Source organism: Haloterrigena sp. H1, from assembly GCF_005938085.1.
GTDB lineage: Archaea > Halobacteriota > Halobacteria > Halobacteriales > Natrialbaceae > Natrinema.
Map to the genome: position 1 here is coordinate 2,069,213 of NZ_SMZK01000001.1, position 18,390 is coordinate 2,087,602.

20 protein-coding genes and 1 pseudogene are annotated in these 18,390 nt (G+C 56.5%); 12 read left to right on the top strand and 9 right to left on the bottom strand.

Annotated elements, in window-relative coordinates; translation table 11 throughout:
• Window position 1: 1 nt before the first annotated feature.
• Window positions 2-214, bottom strand: a complete 213-nt coding sequence (locus tag E2L06_RS10320; RefSeq protein WP_138781143.1) for a hypothetical protein — start codon at window positions 212-214, stop codon at window positions 2-4.
• Between the two features lie 305 nt (window positions 215-519).
• Between E2L06_RS10320 and E2L06_RS10325 the strand changes: the two genes are divergently transcribed.
• The 3 genes from E2L06_RS10325 (at window position 520) to E2L06_RS10340 (ending at window position 3,736) form a co-directional block, all read left to right on the top strand.
• On the top strand, window positions 520-879 hold the full coding sequence (locus E2L06_RS10325; RefSeq protein WP_138781145.1) for a helix-turn-helix domain-containing protein: 360 nt from the start codon (window positions 520-522) through the stop codon (window positions 877-879).
• A gap of 604 nt (window positions 880-1,483) precedes the next feature.
• Entirely contained in the window at window positions 1,484-1,966 is a 483-nt protein-coding gene (locus E2L06_RS10330) for a nucleotidyltransferase domain-containing protein (RefSeq protein WP_138781147.1), read from the top strand.
• 627 nt (window positions 1,967-2,593) lie between these two features.
• On the top strand, window positions 2,594-3,736 hold the full coding sequence (locus E2L06_RS10340; protein WP_138781148.1) for a hypothetical protein: 1,143 nt from the start codon (window positions 2,594-2,596) through the stop codon (window positions 3,734-3,736).
• Between the two features lie 459 nt (window positions 3,737-4,195).
• Here E2L06_RS10340 and E2L06_RS22375 read toward each other — a convergent pair whose 3' ends face one another.
• Window positions 4,196-4,444: a hypothetical protein gene (locus E2L06_RS22375; protein WP_249361459.1), complete on the bottom strand. Its 249-nt coding sequence runs from the start codon at window positions 4,442-4,444 to the stop codon at window positions 4,196-4,198.
• On the opposite strand from E2L06_RS22375, the gene E2L06_RS10345 reads away from it, so the two are divergent.
• From E2L06_RS10345 to E2L06_RS10365, 5 genes and pseudogenes are all read left to right on the top strand, one after another.
• Window positions 4,352-5,248, top strand: coding sequence for a sugar-transfer associated ATP-grasp domain-containing protein (locus tag E2L06_RS10345; RefSeq protein WP_249361451.1), 897 nt, complete (start codon window positions 4,352-4,354; stop codon window positions 5,246-5,248). The genes E2L06_RS22375 and E2L06_RS10345 overlap by 93 nt on opposite strands.
• 105 nt (window positions 5,249-5,353) lie before the next feature.
• Window positions 5,354-5,518, top strand: a pseudogene (locus E2L06_RS22970) (PemK-like protein); the annotation flags it as partial.
• A 140-nt stretch (window positions 5,519-5,658) separates the two neighbouring features.
• The gene (locus tag E2L06_RS10355; protein WP_138781152.1) at window positions 5,659-6,021 is read left to right on the top strand and encodes a helix-turn-helix domain-containing protein; all 363 of its coding nucleotides are present in this window, start codon (window positions 5,659-5,661) and stop codon (window positions 6,019-6,021) included.
• The gene (locus E2L06_RS10360) at window positions 6,018-6,473 is read left to right on the top strand and encodes a type II toxin-antitoxin system VapC family toxin (protein ID WP_138781154.1); all 456 of its coding nucleotides are present in this window, start codon (window positions 6,018-6,020) and stop codon (window positions 6,471-6,473) included. The genes E2L06_RS10355 and E2L06_RS10360 overlap by 4 nt, the downstream gene beginning before the upstream one ends.
• Window positions 6,474-6,649: 176 nt before the next feature.
• On the top strand, window positions 6,650-9,172 hold the full coding sequence (locus E2L06_RS10365) for an SWIM zinc finger domain-containing protein (protein WP_138781156.1): 2,523 nt from the start codon (window positions 6,650-6,652) through the stop codon (window positions 9,170-9,172).
• Window positions 9,173-9,184: 12 nt separating this feature from the next.
• On the opposite strand, the gene E2L06_RS10370 is transcribed toward E2L06_RS10365, so the two are convergent.
• Window positions 9,185-9,595, bottom strand: coding sequence for a PIN domain-containing protein (locus E2L06_RS10370; protein ID WP_171052343.1), 411 nt, complete (start codon window positions 9,593-9,595; stop codon window positions 9,185-9,187).
• A gap of 287 nt (window positions 9,596-9,882) precedes the next feature.
• Here E2L06_RS10370 and E2L06_RS10380 point away from each other — a divergent pair, with 287 nt between their 5' ends.
• Together E2L06_RS10380 and E2L06_RS10385 are read left to right on the top strand one after the other, a co-directional pair.
• On the top strand, window positions 9,883-11,187 hold the full coding sequence (locus tag E2L06_RS10380; RefSeq protein WP_138781158.1) for an RNA-guided endonuclease TnpB family protein: 1,305 nt from the start codon (window positions 9,883-9,885) through the stop codon (window positions 11,185-11,187).
• A gap of 536 nt (window positions 11,188-11,723) precedes the next feature.
• Complete coding sequence (locus tag E2L06_RS10385; protein WP_138781161.1) at window positions 11,724-12,026, top strand: ribbon-helix-helix domain-containing protein; 303 nt, start codon at window positions 11,724-11,726, stop codon at window positions 12,024-12,026.
• A gap of 156 nt (window positions 12,027-12,182) precedes the next feature.
• On the opposite strand, the gene E2L06_RS10390 is transcribed toward E2L06_RS10385, so the two are convergent.
• The 4 genes from E2L06_RS10390 to E2L06_RS10405 form a co-directional block, all read right to left on the bottom strand.
• Window positions 12,183-12,518 (bottom strand): plasmid pRiA4b ORF-3 family protein, encoded by a 336-nt coding sequence (locus tag E2L06_RS10390; RefSeq protein ID WP_249361415.1) that lies wholly within the window; start codon window positions 12,516-12,518, stop codon window positions 12,183-12,185.
• A gap of 121 nt (window positions 12,519-12,639) precedes the next feature.
• Window positions 12,640-13,890 (bottom strand): RNA-guided endonuclease TnpB family protein, encoded by a 1,251-nt coding sequence (locus E2L06_RS10395; protein ID WP_138781163.1) that lies wholly within the window; start codon window positions 13,888-13,890, stop codon window positions 12,640-12,642.
• Window positions 13,891-14,134: 244 nt separating this feature from the next.
• Entirely contained in the window at window positions 14,135-14,560 is a 426-nt protein-coding gene (locus tag E2L06_RS10400) for an NUDIX domain-containing protein (protein ID WP_138781165.1), read from the bottom strand.
• A 48-nt stretch (window positions 14,561-14,608) separates the two neighbouring features.
• Window positions 14,609-15,121: a DUF3368 domain-containing protein gene (locus tag E2L06_RS10405; protein ID WP_138781167.1), complete on the bottom strand. Its 513-nt coding sequence runs from the start codon at window positions 15,119-15,121 to the stop codon at window positions 14,609-14,611.
• Between the two features lie 101 nt (window positions 15,122-15,222).
• On the opposite strand from E2L06_RS10405, the gene E2L06_RS10410 reads away from it, so the two are divergent.
• Complete coding sequence (locus E2L06_RS10410) at window positions 15,223-16,041, top strand: IS5 family transposase (protein ID WP_138781169.1); 819 nt, start codon at window positions 15,223-15,225, stop codon at window positions 16,039-16,041.
• Between the two features lie 210 nt (window positions 16,042-16,251).
• Here the strand turns inward: E2L06_RS10410 and E2L06_RS10415 are convergent, their stop codons facing one another.
• A complete protein-coding gene (locus E2L06_RS10415; RefSeq protein ID WP_138781171.1) occupies window positions 16,252-16,533 on the bottom strand; it encodes a UPF0175 family protein in 282 nt (93 codons plus the stop codon).
• A gap of 122 nt (window positions 16,534-16,655) precedes the next feature.
• On the opposite strand from E2L06_RS10415, the gene E2L06_RS10420 reads away from it, so the two are divergent.
• Complete coding sequence (locus tag E2L06_RS10420; protein WP_138781173.1) at window positions 16,656-17,015, top strand: hypothetical protein; 360 nt, start codon at window positions 16,656-16,658, stop codon at window positions 17,013-17,015.
• A gap of 49 nt (window positions 17,016-17,064) precedes the next feature.
• Here E2L06_RS10420 and E2L06_RS10425 read toward each other — a convergent pair whose 3' ends face one another.
• Window positions 17,065-18,345: an RNA-guided endonuclease TnpB family protein gene (locus E2L06_RS10425; protein ID WP_138781175.1), complete on the bottom strand. Its 1,281-nt coding sequence runs from the start codon at window positions 18,343-18,345 to the stop codon at window positions 17,065-17,067.
• Window positions 18,346-18,390 lie beyond the last annotated feature (45 nt).

Sequence of the window (18,390 nt, forward strand, 5' to 3'; positions counted from 1 at the left end):
TTCATTCGTCTTCGGCAAGCCACTGCAACGTTTCGACGAGGGCCTGTGTGGGTGTATTCACAGTTGTGCGATTCGCAAGTTGGTTCGATTTGTTGATCGGTCCCTCGAGTACACGCCACGTGTTGCCGCTTTTTGTGGCTATCAACTGCTGTTGCTGGTCGTGGTCCTCAACCATAATCACATCATCATCGAGGTCGAGTTCGATATTGGCCACTGGTTAGTGTTCCATCATCTCTCTTTTGAACGTATCGGTAAGGAACCGACTTGGGACCAACGGCTGTGAGTGGCAGAGGGGAGACGTTCGATAGAATCCACGGGCAACTGTCGTCTCCAGTATAGTTGCTCGAGGTTGTACTTGGAAGTAGCCGCCGCGGACCACTCGAGAACTCCACCCGTTTGCCGAGAATTACGACGCCGATAGAGTGAATGACAGAGTCAGACCGGCCTTCAGATGTGAGTGTGCTCCTCCTGTAACAAACACACAAAACAGCTATCGACCCACGGTACCAACAGTAATCTATGTCGAACGGCACCATCGATATCGACGAGTTCGAGAACGCCGACGACGACGAATTCGAGGAACGAAACGACACCGAGCGGATCGTGCTATTCCTCGACGAGAACGACGACCGGGCGTGGAAGGCGGCAACGATTGCTGAACAACTCGACCTAGATACGGACGCCGTCAGTGCGATCCTCTCGCGACTGAAGGAACGAGGTCTTGTGCGGCACAAGCGCCCGTACTGGGCGATCACAGACAACGAGGACCGGCTTCGGGCCGCCTACCGGCTTCACCAGCACCACCAGACTGCAGACGAGCAGTACGGCGAGGAGCATCTCGAGGAGCTGAAAACTGACAAGATGGAGGAAGTTCGGTGACCGCGTTCGAGGAACTGGAACGCAGCGACTTGACATCCTCCTCCGCGTGAACGCGGAGGAATCCCGAGCGGTGGGAGTTTCAGGTTTGCAACCATGGATACCGCCACTTTACGGGAGTTTGCATCTAACCCAGTCGTCGTGGTCGGTGGCTGACTGGCGGTGCCAAACCGCCGTTACTCCTATCCTCAGCGTCATTGACTCCCAGTTGTTGTTTTTGCCAGCAGGGAGTCACTGACACGTTGACAGACTTGGAGGTATCGTCGTGCTTGCTCAGGCCGACGGGCACAAGACGAACCCTTCGTGGATTTGCGTTCACCGCGTCGGCATTTCGGATACTGCCTCGTTACGAGGGCGGACAGGCCGCCTCCGAAGGTGGTTCGAAATCCGCTCCGTTCCGACCTGACCTTGCCATTGTGTAGGGGTTCCTGTGAGTTGAATGTTTAGGATTGGAAACTCGGCTATGCTATTGTCGGTGGAACGTATCATTGAGTGACAGCGCGTATCCACGGCGTGAACGCCGTGGTATTGCGCCTGTTCAGCGTATAAGTGCACGCAGACAGTTGCTCCTGAGTGTTTATGTGCCATGAGACCGTATTTTCGCTCAATGAGAACCAGTGAGAACGCTGCTATCGATGAATCCCTCCCTCTCGAGACTCTTCAAGAGGTATTGCAGGAGCATCCGGTACAGTTGGCCATTGTCTTCGGTTCTCACGCAACTGGAGAGTCTCACTCTCGAAGCGACATCGATATCGCAGTTGAATTCGACACTGTCCACCCGAGTGATCCAGCCTACAACGAGGTCTTTCTTGGGTTGAGTGTGGACCTCAGCGAAGCGCTCGAGACTGATGATGTCGATCTCGTCGATCTCCAGACAACGTCACCGGAACTGGCGGAGACGATCTTCGATCACGGTGTCCTTCTCATCGGTGATCGAGAGCATGTGGCTGATGTCCGACGCCAACTCACCGCAACTGAGAAGCAGACTCAGTCACCGCGCGAACGGTTTGATGCGGCAGTCGCCAGAATCGATAGACATCTTGGTGGGTCTGCTGTGACAGCGACTGATGGCGAGACTCGTGATCGATGACAGACGAGGCATTTCCTGCTGATCGTCTCAATAGAATACTCAACGCTGTCGAAACGATTGAAACCAGTTTAGGTGTATATAGATCTGTGAGCAGGCGCGAGGTTGTAGGTTTCTAGGTCCGAAAACTCAGGAATACTATCCAATTTTGACAAGATGTTTTCCTTACTTGTCTCTCTTGATGTCCCATGTATCCTTACTCGCAATGTGGCTCTCGAACTGGTTGCAATCCTCTCTAATGCGTGTCTCGAGCGTAAGTATAGGAGTGGCTTCGGTGGTCAGGCGTGACAGCTGGCCATCGCCGCTCGGGCCGACGGAGCAACACACTGCTTCTGTGTATCGTCGAGCTTCAACTGACCAAATGAGTGTATTGATCGATCTGACAGTCACTACAATATGCAGTTGGGTTGTTGTTCTACTCGGGGGACAATGTGAGCGGAGAGAGTTCTACCTATCGCCTGTCGATTTTCGTGTAGACGCGCCGTTGGAGACAGCCGTCTAGAACAGTCTCGTTTATATAGAGTTCAGACAATCAGGAAGATTTCCTCAATATAGAAGGGTCTGATGAATATCTCACGGCCAGTGACGGGCGGTGCATATTGAAGGTCACGGGTATTGGCTCGATCGGGTATGGACGGAACTGACCCCGACCGATCACATCTCGGCCGCCGATCGTATCTCTTCGGCGCCCTAGGTGTGGGCTCACTCGTTATGGGCCGCAGATATGGCGGCAAGGACGAGACGATCACAGGCCAGACTGGGCACAACGCTGAGACGCCGTCGAGTCTGGCTGGTAGTGAGGACACCACAACCGCAGATCAGGATCGTGGCGAGGGCGAGACGACGACGGATCAGACGGAATCGACAGGTGCTGAGTCTCTGCGGATTATTTCGACGAACGGGCCCGTTGTGGGCGGCGACCTGCTCGAGGTGGCCGCCGAAGTCGAGAACACAGGCGAGACAGCAATCCGCCCAGCGATCGACTACGTTGTTGATGGCGAGCAACGATCGACGATCACGACGACGGTCGCGCCCGGGGAGACGAAACCGATCGACCCAGGAAGTTATCGGACATATCCCGTTGCACAAACCGATACTGTGACGGTTCGGTTCGAGACCGCGACCGCTGTGGCCGAACGCACAGTCGACGTGCGCGCCGTCGATGAACTCGCCGCCGCTCAGACAACGCCCGCCCGCGAGATCACTGTGCAGCCGGGTACAGAGGTCTTGTTTGACATCGAATCCGACGCACTCGGTGCGTACGGTGGCAGAACGCACTGGTTTGTCGATGAAATGTACGAAGGACACTCACTGGGGCCTTGGCACACCGCCTACTACAGCCATCAGGGGGCCGAGTACTGGCGTCACACCTTCGAATCGCCGGGAACCTACGAGGTCACTGCCGCCATCGACGGCGACGAGACGAACCACCGAGCGACCTGGACGGTCCACGTGTCTCCGACCGGGACTCCAGCGCCGACTATCGACGGGAAACGGCCGGCCGCCGACTCGCTTTCCGTCGGTCGTGATGCGACTCGCGATCTCGAGCTAGCCGTGAGGCATCCCGATGGGCGCCTCGACCGCGTTATCTGGTGGCTCGGGCATGCGGACCGCATCCTTGGCGTGAGCGACGTCAGCGGGGCCGCCGACACCGCAGCGCTGTCTCTCGACAGCGGGTGTCACGGCTGTCCGATTATCGCCTGGGTGATTGGCGACGACGGCGCGATCACTGCAGACCAGGTGTGGATGATCGACGAGCGCATTTCAGCGTGAGCAAGCGTCGCGACCGACACCAGTGGGGAAGAGTGGCCGCCGCTTGGCGGTTCGCCCCTACACGGCGACTCACGTTTTTGCGGAGTGTCTTGATGACATCAGGAATCACGGTGCCCAGAGTCGGGCGCCGACGATATTTGCAATACGGACCGGCCGGACGGTGAGCCCGGAGGAGGTGTCAGACGACCACTGACATCGCTGTTGATACGGGGCGGTTTTCTCCCAGTGCTCCCTGGGATACTTGCCCTGAATCACAAGAAGATATGTCCTCGATAAACCCTATGCGTCTGATCATACAGAGTCAAATCCCCAAATTGTCCGTTTCGGGAGATAATATCTCGAATATAAGCATGTAATACAGGTGTATAGCGACTATCGATGATCCGAGAGGCATACCAAGCTGCAAATCAGGCTCGAAAACTCATCCAAGAAGAGCGTCAATCCGGTCCAGCATTCGATTTATCTCTCCGTGACCGACTTCAGCACTACAAGCATGGATTTTTGAGTAAATCTGGTGTCCTTTACGACTTCGAGAGTCATGATCCGAGCACCTATCTTAGTGACTACCAACGATTCATTCGATCGAGCCGCATCAACGGCCACTGGAACGCCCTCATCGATAACAAGCTCGCGTTTCATCGGGTCCTTGGCGAGTTTCCCTCGCACCGGCCGTCGGTATATGGTCTTCTCAAAGACGGGCGCTTCCATCTCTTCGACCCGGACGACAACAGGACAGTTGTGAGCGACGGTGGGAGTGAACTCGAGTATCAGAACCAGACTGCTCCCGACACTGCACAACCAACCATGGATCCGCTCGAGTGGTTTGACGCTAATCTCTCAGACGGGGACCAACTCGTGTTGAAGTGGTTCAGCGGCGGTGGCGGGAACAACGTCCACTTTCTCGAACGGCGAGACGGATCGTACCTGTACGACGGAACCGCAAAAACCGACGCCGAACTCACTAACATACTCGTATCCCTTGAGGACTACCTCGTCTGCGAGTTTGTCGAACAAGCTGACTATGCGGACACCCTGTTTCCTGAGACGACGAACACGGTTCGGGTCCTCACGATGTACGATGAGCAGACACAGGATGCGTTTGTTCCAATCGCGATTCACCGGATCGGGAGCAGCGATTCTGTACCCGTCGACAACTTCTCGAACGGTGGACTAAGTGCAGAAGTCGATCGGGAAACAGGACAACTCAGTGCCGGCGCTGAGTATCCTCACGATGGCACTGTCGACTGGCACGATACACACCCCGAAACCGGTGCTCAAATTGAAGGCACGGCGATCCCTGGGTGGGAGGCGATTCGCGAGCGATTGCTCGAGATCGCCAGTACGTTCTCACACCTGCCATATGTCGGCTGGGACCTTGTCGTGACCAGCAAGGGCGAGTTCAAGATCATAGAGGCCAACAGCTATCCAGGCGTGGCCTCGCTCCAGGTACATCGGCCGCTTCTAACAGAGGAACGGACACGACGCTTCTATCAACGGCATAGCGTCGTGTAAACTACTCTGCCCTACTCGTTCCCTCACGCAGTGCGCTCGGTCGCTCCTTGAGGCCGAGAGGTTCCACCTCAGATTGTGCTGAACGGGGTGTTGTGACGAAGAATCCTCACGCTCCGCGACAACGACTACGAAGGTGAGCCACTCGAGGAACGAAGTCATGTCCTTCCGTGATCGCTCGCGACCCTCAACAGTGCGATAGAGGTGGAATTCCATATGACCTCTCTCGTCGACGAACGCATCGAGGACGTGGCCATACAGTTAATTAACTATAATACTCGAGCGTTTCCTACGATGGTCACACCCCCGAGGAGTTGGGCTTCGACACCGTGCGCTACATAGTGCGTGGTATTAATACTACCGGCACATCTATTAGTGTATGGGCCCTACACTAGGGTAGAGGTAAATCATACGTGTCTGGGAACACCGAACGCGACGAAAATGGACAGTTTGAGTCTGAACTTGCCAACGAGGATATCATGAGCTATTTCACTAATGGACGGCCATTCCACACTGCACAAGAGGTGGCAGACCGGTTTGGTATTGATCGGTCAACCGCATATCGACGGTTGAGTCGGTTAGAAGACGAGGATAGACTTGAGAAGGTTTCTCTTGGTAGTCGAACGGTTGTCTGGTGGTACACAGCGGACACGGAAACAACCCCTGATGAGATCGCTCCTGATGACCCACTCTTCTCTGCTCCAAAGTTCTCGGTTGATGAGCCCGTTGAGGAAGACGAGATTGACGATGTTCTCTACGGCGAGATCGAGGGATGAGCGGCCCAGGAACCACACCCTTGTTTGTTGATACAGGCGCGTTCTTCGCCCATTTTGTTGAAACATCACCTCGTCACAAGCGTGCTCGTGCAGTGATGGATGGTATCCAAGCAGGACATCTTCACTTTCGTCCAATATATACCACGGGCTATGTTCTAAGTGAGCTGACAACACTACTCTTGCGGAAGAAGAACCACGAGAAAGCCATGGACACGTTGAGTCGCATCCGGAATTCACCAGTAGTGACAATTCTCCATCCAGATGAATCGCAGTTCGAATCGGTCTGCGATGAATTCGAGCGGTTCGATGACCAGCAGATTTCATTTGTCGATCATACGACTAGCACGCTCGCAAGTGAATTTGACGCGGAACATATCTTCGCCTTCGATAGTGATTTCCGGACGCTGGGATTCTCACTTGTTCCGGACGACATCAATCTCCCAGGGGAGTGAACTACCTCGCCCTACTCGCTCCCTCACGCAGTGCGTTCGGTCGCTCCTTGAGGCCGAGAGACTCCACCTCGGATTATCCTAAACGGAGTGTTAGAATATGGCCGCATTTCTTTCCCACATACCAAAGCCACCAAGACGCGATCGTTTGTACTCTCGTACACGAACTCAAGCGACAGATGAAACTGCGCTACTACGCCGAAGCGGACGTCGGAGTCGATCACCGTCGGACACTCGAGTTACTCGAGTCGATCCATGAGGAACACGCGATCCCAGTCGAAGTCGTACAGGTCGATCCACAGCGAGCGCCGCCGCCAGAGTTCGTCGGTGAGACAGAGACCCGTTCACTCGAGGACGCCTGGGACGATTTCACGTACAACAAGACACTCCAGAAAGGGCTCGGCGGTGCCCCCTCCAAGCGGTATCGCGATCGAGAGGACATCGTGGGGAACGTTGGCATCGTCGTCGATGACGAACTCGTGTGGGCAACGGAGTTCTGGGGAACCCATCACGGCTGGGGGAACGTCGACCCGACAGAAACTGCCATCGGCTTTCTCGAGGAAGTCGAGGCGAGGGGGACGCCTGCAGTGGCCGAGCGTGTCCCACTTGCGGACTGGTCGTGGTCACCCGACTCGTCCGGTTCCGGTTCCCGTTCTGAATCTCGAGACGGGGCCAGTGCCGATGTGACTGCCGCCGAGATTCACGAGCCAACCCGTGATGCGATTCGAGATCTCTGTACCGCACAGTCGTTCCAGCGCGGCGTCTCCTATTTCGAAGACGGGCGTATACGGGACCTCACGGTTGAGGGTTCTGAGGTGACTGCAACAGTACGGGGGAGCCGGGAATATCGAACAACGGTAGACCTCTCTGCCGAGAACTTCGACGGCTGGTGTTCCTGTCCGTACGACTACGCTGGCGACTGCAAACACATCGTCGCCGTGTTGCTGGCGGTACGAGACCGGTACGACGAGCTGATTGAGCAGTTCCAAGATCAGGGAGAGACAACCCCGGACGAACCATCGAGTGTGTCGGAGTCCATGTCCCCCGAGACGTCGATAGCGGGCGACGATCTCGAATCAGCACTCGAGACCGCAGATATCGAGACGCTCCGGGGCTTTCTGCGTTCGGTCCTCGCCGACAACGAGTCTCTTCGAGAGCGGTTTCTCGCAGCAGTTGGCCAACCGGTCGAGAAGAGTGTCGCCGATTACAAGCGCGATATCGACCGCCGATTCGAGAACGCCATCGACCGCCGCGGGATCATCGAGTCCGATACCTACCTCGAGTTCACCGACTACGACGACCTCGCAGCGACCTACCAGGAGAACGGCAAGTACGAGCGTGCCCTCGAGATTTACCGGGCGCTGTCGGAAGCGATACGCGAGAATCTGGAACGAATCGATGACAGTAGTGGCCACTACGGTCACCAACTCGAGTCTGCCATCGATGCTTACGCTGCGTGTCTTTGCGAGGCAGAGTTTGATCCCGAGACGAGGCGTGAGCACCTCGAGTATCTGTATGAGCAGTATCGGTCCGCCGAATTCCGCTTCGTCCGTGACTACTACGACGGCGCGCTCCGTGAGATGTGTAATACAGCTGATGACCTCGAGTACCTGCTCTCGCTCGTGCAATCTGACCTTCCAGCGCTGGATGGTATCGCCAGTGACGAGACGGAAGCGGTCGCCACGGCCGAGTCCGGATCAGAGAGTGGGACACCACAAGCAGATGTCGACGATGTCGTTGAGGCAGATGAGAAGCTTCCAGATCCGACCCAGTGGCGACTCGAGGTCGAATTGTTCACCGGTGGCGAACTGGATGTCGACCATCTGGCTGTCGGCCCGCTCGAGGTGACGGATTTTGTCGGTGAGACGCTCACGACGACTCTCGAGGACATGGAGCCACGACCGGGCGAGAACGCGGGGACGGCCAGGTCTCGAAGTGGCGACGATCGTCCAGAGGAGGAGCTAAATCTCTCCGTGGACGAGCAACAGCTCCTGTCGACCTATCTGTGGATCCTCTCAGAACTCGAGGACCGCGAGCAGCTAGCCGCCGTCCTCGAAGATGTGTACACTGAGCGGAGCGAGTTCTATCGCCAATATGTCGACGTCCTCCAAGCCAATGGGCAGGACGAGCGAGCACAGGAGGTCGTCGAGGACGGACTGGAAGAGTTTCCACACGCTGTCGACGTCCATCAGCTGGCAGCCGAGTTCTATCAGGGACGCGACGATGAGCGCTATCGAGAGGTGTTGCGGACCCTGTTCGTCCGCTTCGAGGACTGGGATGCCTACGATGATCTGCGATCGGCCAGTTCTGCCGAGGTGTGGGAGTCGATCTCTCATGGGTTGCGAACCCAACTCGGCCGACTCGACCCCGACCGACTGATCGAACTGTACGTCCGGGAGGGTGACCTCGAGACGGCTTTCGAGAAGGTTCTTGAGAGTGACGACCTCGAGACGCTTCGGCGGTATCGAGAGCCCGTCGCCGAGGTCGATCCAGAAGCGTACCTCGAGGCGTATCGAGACCTGCTGGAACCGTATCTGGCGGCCGATACCGGACGCGACCACTACAAGACGGTTATCGAATATTTGCGAGACATGGAGGAACTCGAGTTCGATACGGAGCTGGCAGCGTTCGTTGAGCATCTTCGCGAGAAGCACTCGAACCGGCCGGCGTTTCTCGACGAACTCGAAACAGCAGGATACTGAGTCGCTCCGTTACTAGTAGGGATCGTACTTAGCGACGGGGATGACTTCTTGGACGTCATCCGTCCAGAACTGCTTCTCCGCCGTCGCGAACCGTCCCCCATGTTCTTGAGCAGAGGCAGCGATCAGTGCATCGAGTTGATCGACTGGTGCTCCTCGATCCTGGAGTTCTTCTTGCAAGTCGTGTGCCTCCATCGCAGTCTCTTCTGTCGTCTCGAGGATCTCCATTGAGACGTTCACAGCCTGGGTGATTTCGTCCGGAGAAGCATCGATATACCCGTAGAGGCTACCCATGAGAGCCTCAAAGAGGACGATAGAGGAGACTCCCCACCGATCCTGCTCGTACTCCTCAAGTAACTCCCTTGCGTCATCTTCACCGTTCAGGTAGTCGCTCAACAGATTGTTATCGAGAACGAGCAGCGTCACTGCCCCAGCTCCTCGATGTGATCGTCCATCCGGCTGCGCATCTGCTCCCGGATCTCATCCATTCCCTCGTCATCTGTGCTCGATGCGATCCCAAATCCAGCCCACTTATCGTCCGATGTGAGACGGATGATTACGTCGTTATAGCACTCATCATCTCTTTTGAAGAGATCTAAACGAAAAACAGCGCGAGTTCCCCGCCCAACCGTGGGCGGGGGTGAAGCGCGTGCGCTCGACTGCCGTCAGGAGAAATACCCACATTTTTGAGAGAGTGAATGCCAAATCGAAGTATGGGTGAGGAAGCCACGAAGACGATTCAGACGCGCCTTCACGTAGCGTCTGGTGACCGGTCGTGGCTTCACGACGCTCGCCTCGCCGCACGCGAAATATTCAACCAAACCATCCGCCTCAAACAACAAGGGTACACTCGCACCGAGATACAGAAAGAGGTTGACCGCGACGACTTCTTGCGGAACAACAAGTGCGCGGTCGTCGGCAAAGCCCTCCAGACGTGGGACTCCTATCAGTCACTTCTCGACTGGTGGGAAAATCAAGACGGTCCGGACGGAGGGAAACCGACGCCGCCCAGTACCGACAAAACTGGTGCGTACCCACTCGTGATGGCACACACGGAAGGCTACCGCCTCACCGTGGACGACGACACGAACCGCGTCCAGTTCCGTATCAGCCCGAAGCCCTACAAGAAGGTGAAGGGGCATCTGCGCGGTGAGCCGGACGCGATGGACGAACTTCGGGACGCTCTCACGTCGAATGAGGTGGATGTAGGGCAGGCCGAACTCCTGTACCGCGATGGCGTGTATTACCTACATGTCTCGGTCACACGCGAGCTCGACGTCCCTGAACCCGATACCAGCGACACGTTAGTCGGCGTAGACATCAACGAGCGCAACGTCGCACTCACCGCCCTCGACCGCGAGACGATGCGGACGAAAGGCACGCTCGTCCTCGACTACGGACAAGTCAAGCAGGAACGCCAACGCTACCACACCATCACCACCCGGTGTCAGGAACACGGCAAGACGAGCATCCACCGGAAGCTCGGTGACAAGGAGGAACGGTTCACCGAGTGGGTTATGCACCGTCTCTCCGGTGCTGTCGTGGAGTTCGCAGAGCAGTTCTCAAACCCGGTCATCGTGTTCGAGGATATGAGCGGCATCCGCGACGAAATCAAGTACGGGACATATATGAACCGTCGATTGCACAAACTGCCGTTCCACAAGTTCGAGAAGTTCGTCTCGTACAAGGCGACGTGGCGAGAGATTCCTACAGATACGGTGGACGTTTATTACAACTCACAGACGTGTTCGTGTTGTGGTGAGCATGGGTATCGGCAGGGGCGGCGGTTCCGGTGTACGAACGACGAGTGTGACGTGGTTCAAGACCACGCTGACCGGAATGCGTCGGTGAACATCGCGTGGCGCGAGACGGCGAAACTCGACGGTAACGAATCGAATTACCGGACTCACAAAACCCAACCACAGGTTCGGTTGGTGCGTCTGTCCGGGTCGGGGCGTGTAAGCCGCCCAACCTCATCCCGCTCGCTTGCCGAGCAGGGAGTGCTAGCGCACGGCTGAGGGAATTACAAAAGCCTCGGGCCACCGCGCCCGAGGCTGTTTACGCGCGATTTAGCCTTCTCCGAAAGTCGAATTGAGATACTCATGTATGCACTTATGCATGCACGTTGAATAAGTGTTTCACCAGTGTGGGGAATATACCGCACACAGTTCACTTTGCAGCGGTAGTGGCGCTCGTGACGGGCCCCTCGGCACGGGAATGGGGCGTTGGTGTTGACCCCGGACGAGATCCTACTTGTTGTTCCTGGCGCGGCTCTCTTCGGCGCAGTGACCGGCGCAGTGGCGATCCTTGGTCATATCGCAGCGGACGCCTACGCCGATGGGAATCAAGCCACTCGGCGACGACGGGCCGCATATCTCCAACGACGTGTGTCGGGCCGACAGTACGCTCGGGAAGGAACTACGGCCTGCTTGCGCTGGGTATCTCCGTCGCGGTGGGTTCCTTCTGCCTCGCTCGAGGCGTGAACGCTGTCGCCGCCCAGGCGATCACATGAGTCGACTGAGGACTTATCTGTCTCACACGTGTCTCACAGCATATGAGCACAGAAACCGATGGGTCCCACAACGGCGACCGCATGGAAAAGATCGACGTCCGGGTGCCCGCCGACCTCCTCGAGCAGATCAACAAGGAATACGGCCGCCGCGGGTATGCGTCCCGATCCGAAGCGATCCGCGACGCCCTCCGCGACTGGCTGAACCCGAGTGTCGAGCTGTCCGACGACGTCCTCGAGGATCTCGCGACGAGTCGCGAGCAGCGCGACCGTGACGAGACCCGCTCGCTCGAGAGTGTGATGCACAAATACGGCGTCGACGGTGACGACAGTGATCCTGACAAGTAGTAGGGTTCATGACCGACGTCGAGATTACGCCGCAAGCCGACGAGCACCTGGAAGGATTGGACGCCGAACCACGCGAGCGGGTTCTCAGGAAGCTCGCCGAAGCCCAAGAGTGACCGACCACCGCCTCGAGCGCCTCCAAGGGTGGGCTACTCACCATCACTCATCGTATTCGGGATACTGTGGCGGTGCATCGCCCTGCTCGTCGACGACGACTGGCTCGCCTTCAAGCGACCCCTCACGGATTTCCTGCAGTTCGATGTGATGTTCCCAGCCGTCGCCGAAGTCGAACTCGTAGAATAGCGACTGCGATTGCTCGAGATCAAGGTCTTCGATGGTGGTTTTAGCGGCGTTGCCTTCGTCCGGTGGATTCTTTCGGAGGTTTCTGAATCGGTCTTTGGCCTCCTCGGGAACGTCGTCAGGGACAGCCTGTTCGATGAACTGATCGATGTCCTCGTCGTTCATCGAGGGCCAGCTCTGGTCGCCGCTGTACATCTGGGGATGGACGTGACATCCTCCGCGCCGTAAACGGAGAGGGATCTTCGATCCCTCAGGCAGTCGGGCTACGCCCGACGACGGCGCGGCTTCCCGTACTGCGGGTGGGATATTTGCTGGTCTACGACACGACCTGTTCTCTCGTCTGAAACGTCCCGCTCTCGCGGTCGAACAGGTGTACCGATGGCTGTGCCACACAGCCGTTACTCCTATCCTCACCGTGAAGACTCGGAGTTATCTTCTGGCGCATGTTTTCCGCTCCGTTACAATCCGCGTTGGCTACCAACTCACACGACTCACAGACGTACAGGCCACGTTCGACACGGTTCGACTTCGTCGCATCGCCACAGCGTGAGCAGGTCTTACTGGTATCCCACTCGTTCTCCTTCAGCACCTCGACGCCACGAATCTCGCCTTTGTATGCGAGGTACTGGTAGATGCGGTCAAACGCCCACGAGTGCAACTTCTTGTTCCCCGTCTTGCCCCAGTCGGACTCTCGAACGTCTTCGGGCCAACTCACCGCGAGCGTGCCAACACCGCGTTCGACACACTCCGTGATGATCGTGTCCGTAAGCGTGTGGTAGAAGTGAGTTTCACGGTCTGTGAGTTTCCTGCGTGCCCGCATCGACTTCTCCGAGGGGCCGTTCTCACCCTCAGTGTCGTACTCTGCTCGGGTGAAGTAGTGCTTGTCCTGTTTGAGCGAGTTGCCGGGGTACAGGATGTACTCGTCGGGGAATGCGACTGTGGCGATGTTCTTGATACCGAGATCGATACCGGCCACTTCGTTGCCTGCTGAGTCGTTGGTTTCGAGTTCGACTTTGCAGACGAAGTGCAGTTCCCACTCGTCGCCATTCCAGACGGCTCGAACGTTCTGCACCTTGTTGACTTCTGAAAGGTCAACGTCGGGGCGGATCTGGTACTCGCAGAGCAGGAAGTCCGACCAGTGTTCTTTCAGGTTCTTGCCCTTTGAGAGTCGGACGCGGTCGTGTTCGGGGTCGTGTTTGAAGCCGTCTGCTTTGAACGTGACCGTACTCTTGGGTCGAGTGTCGCCGTGTTTACGGTAGCCGGGAGGATTCGCCTCGTCAAACTTGTGTCGCAAGTCGAACCATGACTGGAAAGCGTCGGAAAGTTCTTCGATGACTTTCTGACTGGATTGTGCGTTCAGGTCTTTCCAGCACGACTGGTTCTTCATGTACGCTTTGAGCGTTCCTTCGTCTGGTATTTCGCCAACTTCATCCCAGATGCGGTCTGCTGTCCAGCGTGCGACGTTCCAGATTTTCGAGGCGGAATCACCGAGCGAATCGAGGCCATCGCAGACCTGTTGCTGGTTCTGGATGGAACCAACATAGGTTCGAGTGGCCTCAACCGTCATACATAGCCTATGTAGACAAACCTACTTAATCATTCAGATTAGCGTTGAATATCTGGTCTGTTATTGAGCGGTGGATCCCGTAGTTGAGTGACGCGATTCACGCCCGCCGTGAACGGCGGGATTCTCTCGCTGGTTAAAGATAGCCTATTTCGAAATAGCCTATTTCGAAATAGCCTATTTTGAGATTGGCTAATTTGAAACTGGCTATAGAAGAGCAAACGCACTTGTCATTCTCGAAGCAGCACTAGATGCGGAGATGCACGTAGTCGTCGAGGGCGAGGGCGAACTCTCGAGTCGTGGGTAACTCGAGCCAGGAATAGGTGAATTCGGCGCCCTGTTCGTCCCCATCGCCAGTCACCACGTGCGTCCACGTGTCGCGGTCGACATCAACCTCTGCATGGAAGAAATGCCGGTGGTACCGTTTGGGAGGTGTGCGCCGGCGCGTCCAGACATCACTTGTCAGGTGTTCGATGTTCTGAAGTGTTGTGAGGCCGCTTTCTTCCCAGACTTCGCGCTCGAGTGCATCCCACGGCGATTCGCCAGGCTCGATCGTTCCTTTCGGGATCTGGAGTCCATCGTGCCCGGGTCCCTCGAACACGAGCAACTCGTGGCCATTCCGGGTGAGATACGCACAGACTTTGGGGACACAGGGCACTACCGACTTGTGTATACTAGTAGGAATGTTGATAATATACTATCGCTTCGAAACAGCACCAGTTCATTTCGAAAGCGTATCGAGTTTTTGAATTATTTTCGTGTAGACATCAGGAGCGCAATACCACCCCTCGTCGATCATCGTATCGATTACGGTTCGTGCGTCGTCGACATCGATCGCGTCCTGCTTCGCGAGTTTTAGGATGAGATACGCCGTGCCCCGAGTTGTGATTCCTTCAGCCGCGGCGACGTCACGACCATACGTCTCATCCATCACAGCCACACCGTCATACGAATCGGCACAGGCAAGGACGGCGACGTCAGCGTCGCTGAGATTACTATTATCTTGGATCCGTGACAGCAATGGGGAGGGTTCAACTGTCACGATTTCGAACTGGTTGGCGTCGACGCTCCGCTCGATACGACGGGCGTCCGGATATCCTTCGTCAATGCCGGTTGTGACAACTTCCTCGTAGACTCGCTCAGGAATCACACACGAGGCTTCGAGGTGTTGGGCGAGCGTGAGTCGATCAACCTTCGCGAGATATATGAGCGGTGTCGCGTCGAAGACCCACATTCACAGCGCCTCGAGATCTGCATCAAGATGCTCTGTTGAATGCCGGCGCCGTCTGCGGATTGTATCGCTGATTTCAGGGGATTTGGACGCCGTCTGGCGATATGGGGCGTCTCAAGAACCTCGCACGGACGTTTCGAGACTTTGCCACGAACCACGTAGAAGAACCAGATGTACCCGCCGCGCCGGACGGCGCGGACGGGTACGCCAAGTCAACGAAAATCGCGCTCCTTTTGCTCAAAGAAGAGATCAACAAACCGCTCCGGAAGCTCGAAGACTATCTCAACGAGATGCCGGGAATCCTCGATGTGTTCGGCCTTGAGAAGTCTCCTGATTATTCGTCTTTCAGCGTGTGGGACGGTGAATTTCCGATGCAAGAGTTGCGCCGCCTGCTCCGCCGATCAGCGGAGCAGGCGGGACTCTCGGGAACTGCGTCGATTGATGCCAGCGGCTTCCAACGAGATCAGGCCAGCTCACACTACCGGAATCGTGTGGGCTACTCGTTCAACGCCATGAAGACGACGCTGTTGGTTGATACGGAGTCGCTTGCAATCATGGACGCCCATTTTACGACAAAGAAAGCCTATGACGGGCATATCGGGTTGCAGGTCTTCCGGCGGAACGCCGGAGACCTGCAGACACTGCTGGCTGACAAAATGTACTCGTGGACAGAACTCCGAGAGGCCTGTCGTGCAGCAGCGACGCGACCAGTGATCAAACACTGTGAGCAAAATGCGCTCAAGAAGGCTCACAACGCACGAATTGACGACGATGTCTACAACCAACGATCAATGAGTGAGACGGTGTTTGCGATGCTGAAAGACGATGGCGACGAGCTCCGCTCCCGGAGTTGGCACGGCCAATTCCGGGAGCCCACACGGAAGTGCATCGTCCATAACCTCGCGCAGGCGGCGAGTCCCTAACTCGCCGCCTGCTCTCTTTCTCCGGACGTATCCGAGAGAGGCATCACCATCGTCTATCACATACTTCACGCAGTATCTTGTGAAACTGATGCTTTGATCACCGAGCAAGTCGGCTGAAATAGAATCGTCTGTTCTCAGAATTCGACGATAGAGCGACTATACTGGCATATAACTGCATGTCAGAATATCAATACTGCCGCCGTCTTGCGTTCAACACTGCACATCAAGATGATCGTCCGCCACCCAGGTGATGTCACGCTCTTTAGCGAGCTGAGCAAAATCCCAGACGGACATCCCTGCCATCTCAGCCGCTTTACTGAATGAGATGGTTCCAGCTGCAAGTTGGTCGAGTGCTCGTTCGCGCCGCCACTCTTCAAGACCCTCGGAGAGCAGCTTCCGAACGGCCGTACTCCGGTCGAGGTTCTCGTCCTCAAGATACGCGTCGAGTTCAGTCTCCAACTCATCGGGCACACGTACCGAGATCGATCCCATACTGTTTACATGGTATACAATGTATACGAGTGTTTCGGTGGCTCATTCGTTTGAGGTGACAACTTCCCTTCGTATGTTGCCAGTTGACCACGATACTTGTCTCTGCACACCGATGGAGACTTATGTCCGATACTTACACGCTTACCGTCCGAGTGGATTCGTATGAGTTCAGCGGTGAGTTCTATTTTGTCGGTGAGGGGTACGGTACGGGGGAGGAAGTGTTGAAACACGTGGCAACCGACCATATCCTGGCAATGAAACAACGTCCACATGTTAGTGAGTATCTGCTCGAGACTCTCCAGAAGGGTGAGAACGTGAGTGAATCGGAGTACAGACAGGCAGACTCAGATGTCTCTTGCGGACTCCACTTCGATGTCGACCACCAGGAGTTTCATTTCTGGGTTGGCGATCATGAGGTCGAGATTGGGGTACAGCCGACTAGGAGCGAGCTTCGCTCGATTGCTGAAGACCTCCCGCTATGACATCCTCCCCGGCGTGAACGCCGTGGTTTCCTCTCGCTGGGAGTCTCGGCTACGCCGAGTCCACGGAGGCAACTTGCGGGTTCGTGTGCTCCTCGTTGGGACGGGGAGAGCGTGGTAACTCCAGCCAGTCGTGGCTGTCCCACTTGAGGCACACGGGCCGTGCCATCGGCCGTGCTACGTCTTCGTGCTGTTTCAGGAACGTCTCGCTTGCGCCGAGGTCCGCGTGGCCTTCGAAGCCGCAACGACAGGTGAGCGTGTCTTGATGCCGCGTTGTGTCCTTGGTCGAGCCGCAGTTCGGACACGTCTGCGAGGTCCACGCTTCCGTGCGGACTTCGACGGTTATGCCGAACTCCTCGGCGGTATCGGCGAGCCGTCCGACGAATCGACGGAACGCCCAGAAGTTGTGCAGCTTGGCGTTCGTCCGAACAGACCAGTGCGTCTCGAGTACGTCGGTGAGATCGCCGACATACACCGTGGAGACGCCTTGGTCGTACAGACGTTCGATCAGATCCCGGCAGAGCGCGTCCTGTGCATGGTCGCGTCGTCGGGTCCGTCGTCGGTACAGCGAGTCGATTTGATTCGAACTGTACCGCCCTTCGTGGAGTTTTGACTGGAGATCGGCAATTCGTTGCGTGGTGTCGCGGAACCGTTCGAACAGATCGCGCCCTTCGTACAGGTACTGCTCGCCGGTTGAAACCGTACAGGCGACGATATTGTTCGCGCCGATGTCCAGAGCGGCGGTTTCGTCCGCCAGTGGTTGTGCCAGTCGAGAATTGTCGATTGTGACTGGCTGAAAGGCTCTGAATGTCTCGCTCACATCGTCGTAATACAGCTCCAATCGGCCCTGTTTGTCGTACTCTTTCCAGTTGGGTTCGCCCCGGACTTTGAGCCGAAGCCGTTCTTGGTATCCAAGACCGTACTCCTCTTTCAGGTCTTGGCCGACAAGAATCTCGAGCCGAGAGTGTTCGCCCCATTCAACCGAGTACGACGTGTTTCGGATGTACGTCCGCAGTTCGCGACCCTCGTCTTGATTGCCCCAGAAGCCGGGCTTGCCGTTGGCTTCTCCCGTTTCTCGGAGTGCGAAGAACGAGCGCCACGCTTCGCGGTTCTTGCGTTCGATCTGCTGAACGGTTGACGCGCCGAGCGTACCGCCGTACCGTCCGCGGTACTCGTCGATCTCCCAAACGTCGCCGTCCGGGTCTTCGAAGTTGGTTCGGCGCTGATAATTGATCTCGTTCCAGAGAGCGGCTGAAGCGTCCAAGTGCCGTCGAAGCAACTCCTCGTCCGCGTCGGACTGGGGAACTACTTCGAACTCGTTGGTGCGCTTCATCGCTACTTCTGTGCACGAGCATAACTAACATAAATCTACGGATTC